14 protein-coding genes are annotated in these 16,676 nt (G+C 43.2%); 4 read left to right on the forward strand and 10 right to left on the reverse strand.

The window, feature by feature from the left end; translation table 11 throughout:
• Nucleotides 1–110 precede the first annotated feature (110 nt).
• Nucleotides 111–1,259, reverse strand: a complete 1,149-nt coding sequence (locus MUN53_RS01295) for an aldose epimerase family protein (RefSeq protein ID WP_243323131.1) — start codon at nucleotides 1,257–1,259, stop codon at nucleotides 111–113.
• Between the two features lie 511 nt (nucleotides 1,260–1,770).
• Here MUN53_RS01295 and hemW point away from each other — a divergent pair.
• From hemW to MUN53_RS01310, 3 genes are all read left to right on the forward strand, one after another.
• Entirely contained in the window at nucleotides 1,771–2,898 is a 1,128-nt protein-coding gene (hemW, locus tag MUN53_RS01300) for a radical SAM family heme chaperone HemW (protein ID WP_243323105.1), read from the forward strand.
• 142 nt (nucleotides 2,899–3,040) lie between these two features.
• The gene (locus tag MUN53_RS01305) at nucleotides 3,041–3,616 is read left to right on the forward strand and encodes a zeta toxin family protein (protein WP_022456869.1); all 576 of its coding nucleotides are present in this window, start codon (nucleotides 3,041–3,043) and stop codon (nucleotides 3,614–3,616) included.
• Nucleotides 3,609–3,779, forward strand: a complete 171-nt coding sequence (locus MUN53_RS01310) for a hypothetical protein (RefSeq protein WP_022456868.1) — start codon at nucleotides 3,609–3,611, stop codon at nucleotides 3,777–3,779. The genes MUN53_RS01305 and MUN53_RS01310 overlap by 8 nt, the downstream gene beginning before the upstream one ends.
• 79 nt (nucleotides 3,780–3,858) lie before the next feature.
• On the opposite strand, the gene MUN53_RS01315 is transcribed toward MUN53_RS01310, so the two are convergent.
• From MUN53_RS01315 to MUN53_RS01325, 3 genes are all read right to left on the reverse strand, one after another.
• Nucleotides 3,859–6,018 (reverse strand): S46 family peptidase, encoded by a 2,160-nt coding sequence (locus MUN53_RS01315; protein WP_243323107.1) that lies wholly within the window; start codon nucleotides 6,016–6,018, stop codon nucleotides 3,859–3,861.
• Between the two features lie 121 nt (nucleotides 6,019–6,139).
• On the reverse strand, nucleotides 6,140–6,613 hold the full coding sequence (locus MUN53_RS01320; protein WP_243323108.1) for a CYTH domain-containing protein: 474 nt from the start codon (nucleotides 6,611–6,613) through the stop codon (nucleotides 6,140–6,142).
• 63 nt (nucleotides 6,614–6,676) lie between these two features.
• Complete coding sequence (locus MUN53_RS01325) at nucleotides 6,677–7,756, reverse strand: DUF2027 domain-containing protein (protein ID WP_022456865.1); 1,080 nt, start codon at nucleotides 7,754–7,756, stop codon at nucleotides 6,677–6,679.
• A 206-nt stretch (nucleotides 7,757–7,962) separates the two neighbouring features.
• Here MUN53_RS01325 and MUN53_RS01330 point away from each other — a divergent pair, with 206 nt between their 5' ends.
• Nucleotides 7,963–9,273 carry a Gfo/Idh/MocA family oxidoreductase gene (locus MUN53_RS01330; protein WP_243323110.1) on the forward strand — a complete coding sequence of 437 codons (1,311 nt, stop codon included), beginning with the start codon at nucleotides 7,963–7,965 and terminating at the stop codon, nucleotides 9,271–9,273.
• A 93-nt stretch (nucleotides 9,274–9,366) separates the two neighbouring features.
• On the opposite strand, the gene MUN53_RS01335 is transcribed toward MUN53_RS01330, so the two are convergent.
• From MUN53_RS01335 to MUN53_RS01360, 6 genes are all read right to left on the reverse strand, one after another.
• Entirely contained in the window at nucleotides 9,367–10,917 is a 1,551-nt protein-coding gene (locus MUN53_RS01335; RefSeq protein WP_243323113.1) for a beta-N-acetylhexosaminidase, read from the reverse strand.
• A gap of 8 nt (nucleotides 10,918–10,925) precedes the next feature.
• Complete coding sequence (locus MUN53_RS01340; RefSeq protein ID WP_243323114.1) at nucleotides 10,926–11,960, reverse strand: uroporphyrinogen decarboxylase family protein; 1,035 nt, start codon at nucleotides 11,958–11,960, stop codon at nucleotides 10,926–10,928.
• Between the two features lie 45 nt (nucleotides 11,961–12,005).
• Complete coding sequence (locus MUN53_RS01345; RefSeq protein ID WP_243323115.1) at nucleotides 12,006–13,034, reverse strand: sugar porter family MFS transporter; 1,029 nt, start codon at nucleotides 13,032–13,034, stop codon at nucleotides 12,006–12,008.
• Complete coding sequence (locus tag MUN53_RS01350) at nucleotides 13,007–13,312, reverse strand: AraC family ligand binding domain-containing protein (protein WP_243323116.1); 306 nt, start codon at nucleotides 13,310–13,312, stop codon at nucleotides 13,007–13,009. Before MUN53_RS01350 ends, MUN53_RS01345 begins: the two co-directional genes overlap by 28 nt.
• Before the next feature lie 120 nt (nucleotides 13,313–13,432).
• Complete coding sequence (locus tag MUN53_RS01355) at nucleotides 13,433–14,782, reverse strand: Gfo/Idh/MocA family protein (RefSeq protein ID WP_243323117.1); 1,350 nt, start codon at nucleotides 14,780–14,782, stop codon at nucleotides 13,433–13,435.
• A 377-nt stretch (nucleotides 14,783–15,159) separates the two neighbouring features.
• Nucleotides 15,160–16,674, reverse strand: coding sequence for a sulfatase family protein (locus MUN53_RS01360; RefSeq protein WP_243323118.1), 1,515 nt, complete (start codon nucleotides 16,672–16,674; stop codon nucleotides 15,160–15,162).
• Nucleotides 16,675–16,676: the final 2 nt, after the last annotated feature.

The following is a 16,676-nucleotide window of genomic DNA, read 5'->3' on the forward strand; positions in this document are numbered from 1 at the left end:
AGTTAATCATTTTATTTAATCTTACAAGACAGAATGTAGCGAATAAAGAAAGGCGTTGCCAAGCCTCTTCGCCTTTGGCAACGCCTTCCCCAAACGGAATAATCCGTGTCTTATTTTGTACTGAACTTATAGATACATTCGCTCTTGTAAGTTTGTCCCGGCTCCAATACGGCACTCGGGAAATCCGGATGATTCGGAGTATCCGGATAATGTTGTGATTCCAGGCAGATGGCACCACGACGCGGATAAACAACGCCATGCTTTCCGTTTTCTTTTTCGGCCATCATGTTACCGCAATAGATTTGCAAGCCCGGTTCATTGGTATAAACCTGCATTTGGATACCGCTGGTCGGAGCAACAACCGTTGCTGCTACCTGATTGATATCACCCTTCGTATTCAATACCCAGTTATGATCGTAACCACCGGCTTTTACCAATTGCTCAAAGTCGCCATCAATACGGTCGCCGATTGTAATCGGTTCACGCAAATCCATCGGAGTTCCTTCTACCGGTGCAATACCTGTCGGGATGAACAGCTCATCAACCGGTGTATAATTGTCGGCATTGATAGCAAGCTGATGATCCATGATAGTAGAACCCGCAACACCCGACAAGTTGAAATAGCTGTGATGAGTCAAGTTGACAATTGTTTTCTTATCGGTTGTTGCTTCATATTTAATATCCATCGCATTATCATCTGTCAAGGTATAAACGACCTTTACATTCAGATTTCCCGGGAAACCGGCTTCCCCGTCTTTAGAGACATAAGTAAGTTGCAGCGAGTTATCGCTTAATTGCTTGGCATCCCACACCTGACGATCGAAGCCATTCGGTCCGCCATGCAGACAATTGGTCTTATCGTTCTGCGGCAACGTATATTCAACACCATCTAATGTAAACTTACCATTGGCAATACGGTTACCATAACGACCGATTAAAGCTCCGAAGTTTCCTGTACTCGAAATATAATCCTGTAATTTATCGTAACCCAATACGACATCAGTCATTTTCCCATTCTTATCAGGAACCATCATCGAAACCCAACGGCCACCCCAATTCGTAATGCAGGCTTCTGCGCCTTTTGCATTCTTCAATACATACAAAGCAATTGGTTTTCCGTCTACTTCAGAAGTAAAATCGGCCGGATTCAAACCGGAAAGAGTTGTTGCCGGAGCTGCGGCTTCCTCTTTTTGCTGTTGTTTCTGAGCACACGACAGCATCATGCACAAGGCCATGGCTGCCACACAAAATTTTTTAATCATCGTGTCTAAAATTTAAGATTCTCAATTGCTGGCAAAGATACGTTTTTCCTTGATAAAGCAAGACAAATTCTACTTGATTCTTAAATTCCTAAATTTCCACCCAATTTTTTTCGCCATTTTGCCGGTATCCACCAAATTTTTTCAGTCCAAATGCCGGTATCCACCAAATCTTACACCATAAACAAGATGGAAAGAGATGCATAACAGATGAAAGACAAACAGGCTTTACTACCTAAACCGGCGATCTTTTTATCAGATTCTCATTTCTATCATACCGTTTCACCCGGGTGATACGATCGTTCCACCTTTGTGATACGATCGTTCCACCCAGGTGAAACGATCATTCCACAGGGGTGAAACGATAAAATTTTAACGAGGAAAAGATCTCTTATTCACCTATTCCCTTTATCTTTGTCTGGAGAAACAAACTGATGGCTGATGAAAAGCCTTCGATTCTTATTTATCAACGTAAAAGAAAGACTCGATATGCTGAGTCAAATACACGTATATGGCAGGTCTTTATATACATGTTCCCTTTTGTCAGAAACGATGTTTGTATTGTGATTTCTATTCCAATACCGACATGGGATATCAGGAAGCCTATCTTTCGGCTTTGATCCGGGAGATGGAACTCCGCAAGAACTATCTGGAAGGAGAAACGCTGGAAACGATTTATTTCGGTGGAGGAACGCCGTCGCAACTATCAGTTGAAAACCTCAATCGGATCTTTGAGGCCATTTACCGGCATTTTCCGGTGAATCAGGATATGGAAATCACACTCGAAGCCAATCCCGATGATATGACTCCTGCCTATGTGGCCGCACTGTGCTCGTTGCCTGTCAACCGGATCAGTATGGGTGTACAAAGTTTTGATGCAGCCGACCTGAAGTTTCTCAACCGACGTCACGACCGCGAGGAAGCTTTGCGCGCCGTACGTCTCTGCCAGGAACACAACTTATATAATATAAGTATAGATCTGATTTACGGACTTCCCGGACAAACGCCCGAGAAGTGGCAGAAGAATCTTGACGAGGTTCTCCGGCTCGACATACCGCATATTTCGGCTTATCACCTGATCTATGAAGAAGGAACCGCCTTATACCGTTTGCTGGAAGCCGGGAAAATCACTGCCGTCGACGAAGAAACCAGCCTGGAGCTTTTCACCCTTCTGATTGAAAACCTGGCGGCGGCCGGATATCAGCATTACGAGATTTCGAACTTTGCACGCCCGGGTTGGTATGCACGCCACAACAGTTCGTATTGGAAAGGCAAGAAATACCTCGGTCTTGGTCCGTCGGCTCATTCATACAACGGAACGGAACGCGAATGGAATGTAGCATCCCTTCCCGAATGGATCAAAGGCATTCAAACAGGAAAACCAGCCCTTGAAAATGAACAACTGGATGAAAATACGTGTTATAATGAATATATCATGACACATCTGCGCACGATGTGGGGAATTGATCTGAACGAACTGTCAGAGAAATTCGGCGAGAAGAAGTTAAAATATTGTCTAAATATAGCACAAACGTACGAGAAACGTAATTTATTGTTGCAAAAGGACGGAAAATTAACATTGACAAAAGAAGGAATCTTCGTCTCCGACGGGATCATGAGCGACCTGCTTTGGGTATAAAATTTGACGAAATCCCCGATTTTAAGTACGAAGTATATGTTAACGAGTACATTTTTTGCACACAAACACAAAAAATGTGTCAGAACATTTGCATAATTAAAAAACTATTCTCTATATTTGTGCCGTAAAAATACAGATAGAAGTGCCTTATTTATATATAATAGCGGGTTGTAACGGAGCAGGCAAGACAACTGCCTCCTTCACGATCTTACCGGAAATGCTGAAATGTAAGGAGTTCGTTAATTCCGATGAGATAGCAAAAGGTCTATCTCCCTTTAATGCCGATAGCATTGCGGTCGCCGTGGAAGCAAGTCGTATTATGTATAGACGAATCAAAGAGCTCATTGCAGCAGGTCAAACTTTTGCAATGGAGACGACACTGGCTACGAGATCAGTTGCGAATCTGATCAAAGAAGCCCAAAGGGAAGGATATTACGTGACATTGTTGTATTTCTGGTTAAACACACCGGAATTAGCAATTGAACGTGTCAAAATGAGGGTGGCCGCTGGTGGTCACAATATTCCGGAGATGACCATTCGTAGAAGATACGAAGCCGGAATACATAATCTTTTTGAATTATATCTTCCTATTTGTGATTACTGGATGATTACAGACAATTCTATGTCGCCGATGGAAGTAATTGCCAAAGGCTTCAAGAATGAGAAAAAAGAAATATTCAATCAGGTTATTTATCAAAAACTTGAAAGTCATGAGTGAGCAAGAACTTAGAGAATTCGAGGAGAATATAGTGAAAGGTGCAAATGTAGCTTTCCAACGCTTAGTAAGTCAGAAAATGAAAGAAGATGGCGAACTGGTATTTTCCCGAAACGGACATATCTTCAGAGTAAAGGCTTCTGAACTCGATAAGGTAATGTCTTAAATCATATTCTCGACATCAAAAGAACACAGCTTTATAAAAGCGGATAGTTCCCGAAGGAACTATCCGTTTATTTTTTGCCTCATTTCACGATTTCCATTTCTTTCAACAGATAATCGGCTCCGGCATATTTGTCGATCAGGAACAATACATAGCGAATATCGACAATAATACTTCGCTGGTAATCGGGCAGATATTCAATATCTCCACCAACGCCTTCCCAATTGCGGTCGAAGTTAATACCAATCAATTCACCCTGAGCATTCATCACCGGACTTCCGGAATTACCTCCTGTCGTATGCGTCGTTGCACAAAGTGCTACCGGCATCTTTCCGTTGGCAGTTGCATAAGGCCCGAAGTCTTTCTGGGCATACAAGTCTTTCAACCGTTGCGGAACCACAAATTCCCAGTTGGTTGAATCTTCTTTCTCCATCACACCGTCAAGAGTTGTCTGGCAACCATAATAATCACAATCCCGCGGACTATATCCTTTAACCTGACCGTAAGTCAGACGCAAGGTGAAATTGGCATCCGGCCATTGAGCTTCGCCTTTATTCATCCGCAACAAACCTTCCACATAGGTACGATGTGCCAGGTTATATCCATCATCAAACTGCTTCAAGGCGTTGTTCAACTCTTTCTGTTCAGCTTTTACGGACAGCGCAAACTGAATCATCGGGTCTTGTTCCAAATCTTTCGCCGTAGGATGTGCGATGAAGCGGTTAAAGTTGTCCTGACTGCCGAAAATAGATTTCTCGAACAGCTCGTCGACGAACTTATCCACATCTCCTTTATATTTCTTGTCGATATTGGCGAAATAAGCCGGTTCAACTTTGGTCGGCACCAGACGACGGTATTCCTTCAACATCACTTTGGCAATCTTCCGATCGACATCAGGCGCATAGTCTTTATCAAAGAAACGACGGAATGCGTTCGAGAACAAGAACAATTGCTTCTTGATACCTTCTTTATCATCCTTTGCCAATACAGCGACCAACGTATCCACATCTGTCGGAACAGAAGTAAATTCGATTCCTCTCAGAATTGCCTCATCCAGCATCCATTTGCGGAAACGCAAGTCTTTCCGGTCATACACAATCTGTTCCAATGTAAGAAGCGCTTCTTCATACTGCGGCTGACATTCTTTCTTTCCCCAAGCCAACAAGGCTTCCTGCTCTTCGCGTTTCACCTGTTCGAAGTTCCGCTTGTTAATTGCCCAGTTACTTCCGATCGAATTCTTATAGGCATTCTCAGAGCTGGCATATTTGCTGGCATACTGAATACGAACTTTCGGATCTTTCAGCATTTCTTCCAGCATGGCTTTCTGGCGTAGTTCACGAATATTGATCCGGACAGCATTGTCGATGTCACGGCGTTCAGCCACTTCCCAAGAAGTATAATACTTATTGGTTCGTCCCGGAAAGCCCATAATCATGGCAAAATCGTTTTCCTGGAAACCCTTGATCGAGATCTTCATCCAACGCTTCGGATGTAAAGGTACATTGTGTTCAGAATACGGAGCCGGATTTCCGTTCTTATCCGCATAAACACGAAAGACAGAAAAGTCGCCTGTATGACGCGGCCACATCCAGTTGTCGGTATCCGCACCAAACTTACCAATAGAAGACGGCGGCGTTCCTACCAGACGAACATCCGAATAAATCTTCTTCGTAAACATATAATACTGATTTCCTCCGAAGAAAGGTTTGATTTCCACCTCTGTTCCCGGATTATTCTGCAAGAACTTCTTGCCAACCTTCTTTTCTGCCAACTTATTCAGAAAACTGGGCGACAAATAGTTCATACTGTTCGGATCCTTGTCTTTAGCCAGTTCGGCCTTCACATAGTCTGTCACATCATCAATCTTGTCGATAAATGTAACCGTCAGTCCCGGATTAGGTAATTCCTGATCGCGTGTAGTTGCCCAAAAACCATCCGTCAGATAATCATGATCAACCGTACTATGCGATTGGATTGCTCCATATCCGCAATGATGATTGGTGAGCAACAAGCCGTCGGGCGAAACGATTTCGCCAGTACAGCCGCCACCGAAGATCACTACGGCATCTTTCAAGGAAGCTTTGTCCGGACTATAAATATCATAATCCTGCAACTTGAGCCCCAAACTTTTCATCTCGTCGAACTTCTGCTCCTTCAGTAGTGGAAGAATCCACATGCCTTCATCGGCTTTCAGAGGCAATGTCAACAAGACCGTAGCTACAAGTAAGAATAATCTTTTCATACGCATTTGTTCTATTTGTTATTAAAATCCGCTATTACGTTTATTGGCTTCTGAGTCTGTCTGTTCTAGTAACTCTTTCCCTTGGAAAAGACAAAACTTATCCACTCTAAAACTCATCCACCTATCGATTCCATTCCGTAAAAGGATGTTGGGTCAGCATTGAATTGTAATACCGACGGTCGCCGGTCACTTCCTTTCCGGCCCAAGCAGGCATGACAAAAGGTTCCTCTTCTGCCTTCAACTCAATCTCTGCCATTACCAGTCCTTCGTTAGCTCCATGGAAAACATCAATTTCCCATACATGATTCCCGACTTTGGCTAAATGGCGTACCTTATCAATCGCACCCGGCTCACAAAGACGAAGCAATTGTTCGGCATCTTCCAACGGGATTGCCTGTTCGAACTCATACCGGCTCATTCCTTTCTCGTCAGAAGGACCTTTGATCGTCAGGAATCCGTTCTGATCCTGAATCCGGACACGAACCGTCTTTCCCGGCTGCGAACAGATGTAGCCCTGAACAATCCGCTTGCTGGCATATACATCCGCCGAGAAATCGCCCGTAACCAAAAACTTCCGTTCTATTTCTGTATGCACACTTATTAAATTGAAAATTAATAATTGAGAATTGAAAATTGTCCATTGTCAATTTTCAATTGTTCATTTAATGGTTACCATCGTTGCTCCAAAACCATATTCACGGAAAGACGCATCCTGATAATAATGTTGTTTATACCGTGTATTCAGTTCCTTTTCAATTGCCTTACGCAACACACCGTCACCTTTGCCGTGGATAAATACAATCTTCTGTCCTTTCTGAGAAGCATACTGATCCATCACTTCCCGGAACTTATCCAACTGGTAGTTCAACATATCACTATTCGATAACCCCCGTACATCATCCAGTAGTTCAGCGATGTGCAAATCCACTTCCAGAATCGAAGAGTTGGCTTCCTTTTTCTTGATAATAGACTGCTTGGGATGCTTGGGTTGGTTATCATTTCGTGCTTTCTGCTGCATGGCTTCCTGTAATTCCGATGCAGAAACCAACATTTCCCGTTCCGGTAAGTCGTTACGGACAATCGGACAGATAATCGCATCCTCATCGAAGAAATCGTTTTCCATAAAGCAATGCAACTTATAGAACTTCACGGTATCTAAACGGAGTTCTACAGAAATGGCATTCTTCAACGAATACAACTTATCTTTCTTGAAGGCAATCAACTGAACGCAGATCCGTTCCAAGGCATTTAAGTCTTTCTTTTCAAACTCCTCCAGAAATATCTTCGTATTCGGCTCGATTGTACCATTGTAACGACTGATCCAACTGTTGTTTTCCCGGCTCATATAGTTAAAGAACAAGTAATAATTACTGTCGTTCACAAAATATGCCTCATATCCGCACTGCTGAATCGCTTTCGGGTCAGTCGGCAAATAAGCCAGATAAATATTCAACCGTTCACCTTCCGGCGTTTCTTCAATTTCCTCTTCCGGTTCATCCGGCTGCTGACGTGTACTAGTAATCTGTTTTTCCATCTCTGCGGCATTGCTCTTCGGTTTGTTGGAACTATGTACTTGCGGTCCTTCGCCAACCACAACACATTCCCGAATCAAAGCCGGCACTTCAAAGCCATCTTCATCTTCTACCAATACCTGATCTTTCCCTTGAAAACCTCTGACAACGCCTCCGCCTGTCGTATTCAGGAAACGAACCTTGTCTCCTACCTTTATATTACCCATATTCTTTTGTGTTTTTATTGCTGTTTCATTTTACACGAACTACTTCTTTCAGTAGTTCACACAAAAGTAATATTTTTCTTTCAGTTTCATGCGAAAACAAAAACACGAGTGCATGTTGAAAGACACATATACTTCCTTTTTCACATCTAAATATTCTCACTATATTTGTCACAAACGAATGTTAACTTACAAAACGGATATAAACCATGACAACTCGTAGAGATTTCCTCAAACAGGCTTCTCTGTTAGGAGCCGGACTGACGTTCAGTCCTTTTTTAATTCAAGCATCCAACTCCATTTCAGCAAACGACAAAATCCAGGTAGCTTTAATCGGCTGCAACGGTATGGGATTTGAAGACTTAAAAGCATTTCTTCGGAATCCGGAAGTAGAATGTATAGCCTTATGCGACATAGATGAGAATGTATTGAACAACCGGGCTGCTGAGACAGAAAAAATAACAGGAAAGAAAGTAAAACATCTGTACAAGGATTGGCGAAAAGTGATTGACAACAAAGATGTAGATGTCGTAATCGTAGGAACACCCGATCACTGGCACTGCTTGCAAGCCGTCTATGCCTGCCAGGCAGGAAAAGATGTGTACTGTGAAAAGCCCCTGGGCAACAGCATCGAAGAATGTAACATTATGGTGCGGGCAGCCGAAAAGTATAATCGTGTCGTACAAGTTGGTCAGTGGCAGCGCAGCGATCCACACTGGCAAGATGCGATGGCTTTCGTACACAGTGGTAAATTAGGAAAGATCCGTACCGTACGTGTTTTCTCTTATCAAGGCTGGTGTCCTTCTATTCCAGTCAAACCGGATGAACCCGTTCCTGCCGGAGTGGATTATGATATGTGGTTAGGCCCGGCTCCCAAACGTCCGTTTAACCGGAACCGTTTCCACTTTACTTTCCGTTGGTTTTGGGATTATGCCGGCGGATTGATGACCGACTGGGGTGTTCACTTGCTTGACTATGCCTTATTCGGGATGAATGTAACAGCACCGAAGTCTATTATGGCATCAGGCGGTAAATTCGGTTATCCGGATGATGCCTGCGAAACGCCCGATTTATTACAGACGATTTATACCTTCGACGGATTTACAGTGATGTGGGACCATGCTATAGGTATAGACGACGGAGCTTATGGACGTAATCACGGATTGGGTTTCGTAGGAGAAAACGGAACATTGGTAGTTGACCGTGGCGGCTGGGAAGTCATTCCGGAAAAAGTAAACGGACAAGCCCGTATGGAAGCTGTTCCACTGAAGAAAGCGTATGGCGAAGGAGGTCTGAACCTACATGTCAAGAATCACTTGGAATGTATCAAAAGCCGGAACCGCAACTGCAATGCCAGTATCGAGATTGGAGCACACATCGCCAAATTCTCTCAATTAGGTAACATTGCCTATCGGACAGGTAAGAAGTTAAGCTGGGACGGAAAGAGTTTCCACGACAGTGAAGCCGACGCTTACTTATGCAAACAGTATCGCGCTCCGTGGGAATTGCCGAAGATTTAAAGCCAATTAAATGATTATAAAATTGCCTCGTTCCATTCTTTTTGATTCCTGATTGAATAGAAACGAGGCAATTTCTTTTTGACTGAAAATATATTATTCAATTTCCGGATTATAAATAGACTTATCATAATAGCAATTCACCGCCTTTGCCCGTAATCGCTCACTATGAACCACAGCAGCCTTTTTAAACCGCTTCCAGTCTTTTGTTTGACTCCAAGCAATTTCAGCCAATGCAAACAAGCGAGGGAATAACTGTTTGTCAATCCTACTCTCACTTCGGTCAATATGCGACCAGAAATTTGCCTGTACGCCCATATAATTTTTTCCGGCAGCTTCTTCCAAACCTTCCGGTATCGGTTCAAAATGATATACCTTTTTCGTATCAATTGTCCGATAGTCATAGTCAAAATAACAGCATGTCGTCGGACTTGCAATCATCCGGAAACCTTTGCGGGCAATTTCATTCATCTCTTTAGCCTTCCAACCACGCCAGAACATAACGACCTCATCACCTGTCAACTTTCCACCATCGGTTATTTCATCCCAACCAACTAATATCCGGCCTTTTGATCGTAAATAATTACCAATTTTAGTCACAAAGAAACTTTGTAACTCCTCTTCATCAGCCAAATGATTCTCCCGAATGACTTGTTGACAAAGCGGACAAGCTTTCCATTCTTTCTTCGGTGCTTCATCTCCACCTATATGAATATACTTGGAAGGGAAAATATCCATCATCTCATCCAAAACCTGGAAAATAAACTCATACACTTCTGGCTTTCCGGCACAAAATATCTCCTCATGTATATTTGGTCCCATGAAAAAAGGATGAATCTTTGGTTGTACATTCCGACAGGATAATTCCGGATAAGAAGCAATAGCTGCCAGCTCATGTCCCGGCAACTCAAACTCGGGGACAATTGTTACATTCCGAAGAGCTGCATACCGGACAATTTCTTTCATCTCCTCCTGTGTATAATATCCACCCATTTCATTAAATCCGGCATCAAACTTAGAACCGATAGAAGTCAATTTCGGATAACGTTTGATTTCCAAACGCCAGCCTTGATCATCGGTCAAATGCAAATGCAGAGTATTCAACTTGTAAGCAGCCATCAAGTCGATATAACGCATTAGCAGATTCTTACTCATGAATGTCCGGCTAACATCCAGCATACATCCGCGCCAAAGGAAACGAGGATGATCTTCAATCCGGACAACGGGAACCGTCACCTTTGAGGCATCCTTTCGTAATAACTGAGTAAAAGTCTGAAGCCCATAAAACAAGCCTCCAGCATCTGATGCCCTAATATCAACCCCTGATTCTGTTACCAACATCCGATATCCTTCCTGCGGAATATTAGCTTTCGGTTGAAGACTCAACTGTACCTTTGAGTCTACTTTTCCTTCCTGACGAAGCGGAAAACCTAAAACAGATGCCAGATATTCAGAATAAAAAGCTTCCTGATCTTTCAGCTGATGATCAAGAACTAATTTTGTATCTGCTGATATACTGCAGTTTCCTTCTCCTTGTTCCAATACCGAAGGATAAGGAATAACAGACAATTCTTCAGCTCGTAATACAAATGGCATACATAAGCATAACAGAACACTTATATAGCAAATCAACTTGATATTTCTCATAAGCAGAATTATTTTAATGGATACTCAAAATCCCTCGCAACCCGTATCATCGTTTCCAAATTTTCAGCGGGTGTCGTTGGTGGAATGGCACAACCTGCATTCAAGATAAACCGTGGATTGTCTTGGAAAATACGAAGTAATTCTTCCGTTTTCTCTGCCACTAAAGCAGGTGTTCCCAAAGCCAGAACGCCCGACGGATCTATATTCCCGGCAAAGGCTACCCGATCACGCATCTTATTCTCTGCCACCAGCGTATTGGTCAGGTAATCCAGTTCCAATACATCTGCTCCTACCGAAATCATATCATCCAATATAATATCTGTATTTCCACAAATATGCAACAGATAAGGTAATCCCTGTTGATGAGACCAGTCGCATACTTTCTTCTCATAAGGTAAAGCAAATGTCTGATACATCTCAGGAGACATCATGGAAGGACCAGCCGGACTATCTCCGTTAGAAATCATATCGGCTCCAGCTCCTTTCATGAGAGAAACAAACTGAGTCGTCGCTTCCAGACAATAATCCAGTAAAGCAAAAACACGTTCCTGTGGTTCCAGACATAAATCCAACATCAGGTTTTCTGTTCCTCTCAACATGGTTGCCAACGAAAACGGAGCCTGGTCACAGTTTCCTCGGATAAAGATCTCTTGTTGGAAATGTTGCTTTAACAGATATACTGCCTCACACCAGATATCCACATATTTATATGTTTGTATCCGGAGTGGTTTTAATTGTTCCACATCCATCAAACTATCTAACAGACCTTCATGCGAACGTGCCGGTTCGTCATTGGGGAAGTCAACAGGTACACCACAAGCTCCAGTCAATGTCACGGTATCAATATCCACGGTGATACCATCATACTGGTACTTCTCTACTGCACGAATAAAAGTATCGGCTATTATTTTCGGATCATTCCGATATTGTTCCATCGTATATCCGGCTTCTCGGGCTGCCATCATAAAGTTATGCAACATGATGGGTGTTTTGTCCGCACGCTTTCCACTCAAAGCGGCTTGAATTCTTTCATATCCTGTCATATATTTTAAGTTTTTGAGTTTATTAGTTTTTAAGTTTGTTTGTCTCTACATATTCTCTTTTTCTATTTCTTCCAATGTTTTGTTTTTCGTTTCAAAAAGATATCGCCGGAAGAAGAAGTAAGAAATAAAGATCGAAAGGGCAAAAAACAGGAAACAATATTTCTGTCCCTGATCAAAAGCTCCGGCTACTATCGGAAATAGGAATGAAATTGTTCCATTCACCATCCAATTAGACAAAGAACCTAACGACATACCTTGGGAACGGATCGTATTGGGAAAAATCTCGCTCAGTAACACCCAGGAAACAGCTCCCATGGAAGAAGCAAAGCAAGCCACAAAACAAATCAGTGACAATAACAATACCCAAGATGGGAAACCGGCAACAAAATAAGAAGCCGTCAACAGACTTAATGACACAAACATTCCCATGGTTCCGGTGAGAAGCAAACGCCGGCGCCCTAAACGATCTATCAACGATTTGGCCAGCAATGTAAACACCAAATTGGTCAATCCGATAATGACCGTTTGTCCGATAGCCGCATCAGTATCAAACCCGGCTGAACGGAAAATATCCGTGGCGTAATACATCACGATGGCAATACCCGACAACTGACTGAAAACCCCGACTGCCAAACCAATCACAATAAACTTCAGATAAGGTTTTCGGAATAAAGCCTGCCAAGGCAATCGCTCGGATACGGAAAACAAAGACTGTTCAATCTCTTGTAACAAACGGTTGATATCCTGATTCGGTTGCTGTTCTCTGAGAACTTTACTTGCCTCTTCTATTCCCCTTTGCGAAACCAGCCAGCGTGGACTACGAGAGACCTTCAACAACACTCCTCCAAAACAAAGAGCTGGAAGCGACATCGATAAAAACATATATCTCCAATTATACTCTCCAGTATCAAGTAAGATATAATCCACAAAGAAAGCCAGTAAAATACCAACTACAACCCCCAATTGGAAATTGATAGTAGAACGTCCTCGCTTCTCAGGCGGCATAATTTCCGAAACATAAATAGGTAATGCCACCGACACAATACCTACGGCAATTCCTTCAAGGAAAACCAATATAAAACGCCTTTTTCTTCCGGTAAGTTTCCGGTTCCATGAATTTCATTGGGATAAGTAATAAAACATTCGCCGCCTCTTACCTGATAAACGTCATCTCCAACCAGATAAGTCTGATTTCCCCTCGCCAAATAACAGATTTCAATGGCATCATCATGGACATGCAAAGGAAGTACGGATTGTGCGTTACTATAATTGTATCGCCCAAACTCTTCAAACACATGGATATCCAATTTGTGCATATCCAAAATAAGCCGACAGTCCTTTTTTGTTTTCATGATAGGGTTTCTGATCTGTTCAATTAAATATCTTCAAGGCAGCAAAGGATGAAAAACAAGCCGACAAGACTTGATACGATTGCTCTTTCAAACCTTGCCAGCTTGTCTGTTATCAGTATATTAATACCAATCCGGTAAAGAATACGGATTCCGGTACTGATACCAATACAAACGATGTGCGGCAGCTTCCTTGTCATTGACAAAACTCAATGTAGCCGGATTCCATTTCACCGGACGACCTAATTCGAGGGCTATATTCGTCAGGCAACAGAGTGTATTGGTACTGCAACCCACTTCAACCGGGGCAATCGGATTCTCACGCGAACGGACACAATCAATAAAGTTCTGCATGTGCGGCGCGCTGGTTTCATACTGACCTTTTTCGATCTTCGTTTCCTTCTTCTCCAATAAGGACGGATCCGAACATTCAATATAACCACGTGCTACCTTAATCCAACCTTTATCACCGATGAACTGAATACCCTGTGCATTCGGATTGTCTTCCCGATACGGCTGTTCGGTCATCACAATACCGTTGGCATACTTCATGGTTGCGTATTTCGTTCCATTGTATCCTTTCGGGATAAATTCGACCGGTCCCGAACCATCCATACCAATGGCAGCCTGGGCAATATCAAACATGTGAGCTCCCCAGTCGGATGTATAACCGTTTCCGGTCTCGCGATACCAACGCCAAGCGCCCCACAACTGTTCGTTCTTTTCCGGATCCAAAGAGACAGGAGGACACAAATCCGGATGATAATGAATCTTCGGATCATTCAACGGTCCCATCCATTGATTGAAGTTTAAGTTATTGGGAACCGGCTGTTCCGGCAAATCAAAAGGTTTGGGAGGTTCGCCTACCCGGGCATAAATCTTTTCAATATGACCAATCGCACCTTGCTGTACCAAAGCTATGGCTTGCTGGAATTCCTTATCCGAACGCTGCTGGCTACCTACCTGAAGAACCCGTTTATTCTCACGAACGGCCTTCACCATCGCCAGTCCTTCTGTAATCGTATAAGCCAAAGGTTTCTGGCAATACACGTCTTTTCCCGACTGGCAACTATGAATGGTACACAAAGCATGCCAATGATCGGGTGTAGCAATCTCGATGGCATCAATATCCTTGCGTTCGAGCATTTCTTCATAGAATTCATACTGATCACACCGTTGCGGCATTCCGTTATCAGCCTGCCATTTGGTGATACGACGAACAAAACGTTCCCGTTTAATGGAATCGACATCACAGCCGGCGGCAACCTGTACTCCCGGACATTGGGCAAATCCGCCAAAGTCACTTAAACCTTGCTGTCCTAAACCAATGAAACCCAATACCACCCGATCACTCGGAGCGATGCGGACTCCATTCATACTCCAACTCGGCAAGATGGTCAATCCCGCCAAACCTAATGCTGAAAAGCCGAGAAACTCCCGGCGAGTCATTCCTTTCTTTTTTCCGTTTTCCATATAAGTGTTTCCGTTAATAGTAATTAGAATGTGTTTTTCTAATTCTCTCTGTCAACATCCCGACAGAAAGTTGCCGCAATTTATCACTTTTCCAACAACCAGCCAAATACATGTTCCGAAAAAGATTCGGTTATCTGACTATTTTCTGTTTGGACTCGTCCTACCCAATAGCAAATAAACGTGTGATGTACAACTGATAGCCATCTATTTTCGCTATTTCGCTCGTTACATCTTAATTTTTTGACAATAGTCGTAAAGCTTTTCCATATATGTGATAAAGCTTTTTGACATATATGATAAAGCTTTACGACAGCTGTCAAAAATATAAAAGATAACGAGTTTCGTTCACTTCGTATGTTTAGGTTCAATTTATCACCTTAATTCAGTAGATCTTGCACTTGTTTCCACTCATTTCCATTATCATTGGGTTGTGGTTTTCCCGGCGTACTACGCCCTTCCCGGATATACTTCAAAAGTAAGTCTTTCAATTCTTTTACCTTATCCGGATATTCGGCCTGTACATTCTTCTGTTCCACCGGATCCGTTGCCATATTATACAATTGCACACGAGGCAACTTCGACAAGGCTTCCCGATTGCCTGGAGTCGGTTCACTCCATCCACCCGAACTGGCAGACAACAGTAATTTCCAATCTCCTTTTCGGATACTGAATTCACCATTGATGGAATGATGCACAGTGGCTTCCCGGATAGGTTCCGTATAGTCGGTATTTACCAGAACAGGCATTAAAGAGAAACTGTCTTCACCTTCCGAATCGCGAATCGCCGTTTGTGTCAGATCGGCAAACGTTGCAAAGAAGTCGGTTAAACAAATGGTCTGATTCTCGCGATGTGGTACAATATTCCCAGGCCAACGAACCAGACATGGAATGCGATGTCCGCCATCAAACAAATCGGCTTTATGTCCCCGATATACATAACTTGGCAAATGCCCTTGCTGTTGCATAGACTTAATACCGGCAGCCGGACTACATCCGTTGTCTGACGTAAACACGATTAAAGTATTCTCATCAATCCCGGCATCTTTCACCGTCTGTAAGATCCTTCCGACCAAGTGATCAACCATCAAAACAAAATCGCCATACGCACCAATGCCCGATTTCCCCTGGAATTCTTTCACAGGCAAAATAGGTGTATGAGGTGCCGGCAATGGCAAATACAAGAAAAACGGCTGTTCTCCTTGGGCATGTTCTTGGATATAAGTTTCTGCCCTTCGGACAAAATTCGGCAAGCAATCTTCATGATCGAAATCGGAAGCCGTCGGTCCTTTTCGCCAGAAACGTAAACCCTTATCTTCCGTCACCCGATCCGGCAAGGCCGTAGGTTGATTATTTTCCACATACACGTATGGATCCATATCCAACGAACCAATAATACCATAGAAATAATCAAAGCCTCTTTCGGTCGGTCCACCGGTAATCGGCTTGGAAAAATCAATCTGGTCTTTGCCGGCTTCCATATTATGCCAGTTCCAACCCAAATGCCATTTGCCGATGCAGGCAGTTGTATAACCACCTCTTTTCAGCACAGTCGCTATGGTCGAACGATCCGGCTTGATAAAAGGCTTGTCATACCCGAACAGAACTCCTTCTTTCAACGTCGAACGCCAGTTATAACGTCCGGTCAGAATACCATAGCGAGTAGGCGTACTGACAGAAGAGCTCGAATGAGCATCTGTAAAACAAACTCCTTCAGAAGCCATCTGGTCCAAATGACTTGTCCGGATCTTGCCTCCGGGATTATACGTAGAAACATCACCTATTCCCAAATCATCGGCCAAAATAAAAATAATATTCGGCTTCTTTTCCGCCGCTGTCACTGAAGACAAAGCGCCCAATGCAGCCAGCGAACCTAATAATAAGCGTTTATTCATAA

It is taken from the genome of Parabacteroides faecalis (genome assembly GCF_022809355.1).
GTDB lineage: Bacteria > Bacteroidota > Bacteroidia > Bacteroidales > Tannerellaceae > Parabacteroides > Parabacteroides faecalis.

What these genes read in the sequence shown, in the direction of transcription:
- MUN53_RS01340 (WP_243323114.1), bottom strand. Translation starts at nt 11,960, where the DNA reads ATGACAGGATATGAAAGAATTCAAGCCGCTTTGAGTGGAAAGCGTGCG.
- MUN53_RS01330 (WP_243323110.1), top strand. Translation starts at nt 7,963, where the DNA reads ATGACAACTCGTAGAGATTTCCTCAAACAGGCTTCTCTGTTAGGAGCC.
- hemW (WP_243323105.1), top strand. Translation starts at nt 1,771, where the DNA reads ATGGCAGGTCTTTATATACATGTTCCCTTTTGTCAGAAACGATGTTTG.
- MUN53_RS01310 (WP_022456868.1), top strand. Translation starts at nt 3,609, where the DNA reads ATGAGTGAGCAAGAACTTAGAGAATTCGAGGAGAATATAGTGAAAGGT.
- MUN53_RS01335 (WP_243323113.1), bottom strand. Translation starts at nt 10,917, where the DNA reads ATGAGAAATATCAAGTTGATTTGCTATATAAGTGTTCTGTTATGCTTA.
- MUN53_RS01360 (WP_243323118.1), bottom strand. Translation starts at nt 16,674, where the DNA reads ATGAATAAACGCTTATTATTAGGTTCGCTGGCTGCATTGGGCGCTTTG.
- MUN53_RS01315 (WP_243323107.1), bottom strand. Translation starts at nt 6,018, where the DNA reads ATGAAAAGATTATTCTTACTTGTAGCTACGGTCTTGTTGACATTGCCT.
- MUN53_RS01355 (WP_243323117.1), bottom strand. Translation starts at nt 14,782, where the DNA reads ATGGAAAACGGAAAAAAGAAAGGAATGACTCGCCGGGAGTTTCTCGGC.
- MUN53_RS01325 (WP_022456865.1), bottom strand. Translation starts at nt 7,756, where the DNA reads ATGGGTAATATAAAGGTAGGAGACAAGGTTCGTTTCCTGAATACGACA.
- MUN53_RS01350 (WP_243323116.1), bottom strand. Translation starts at nt 13,312, where the DNA reads ATGAAAACAAAAAAGGACTGTCGGCTTATTTTGGATATGCACAAATTG.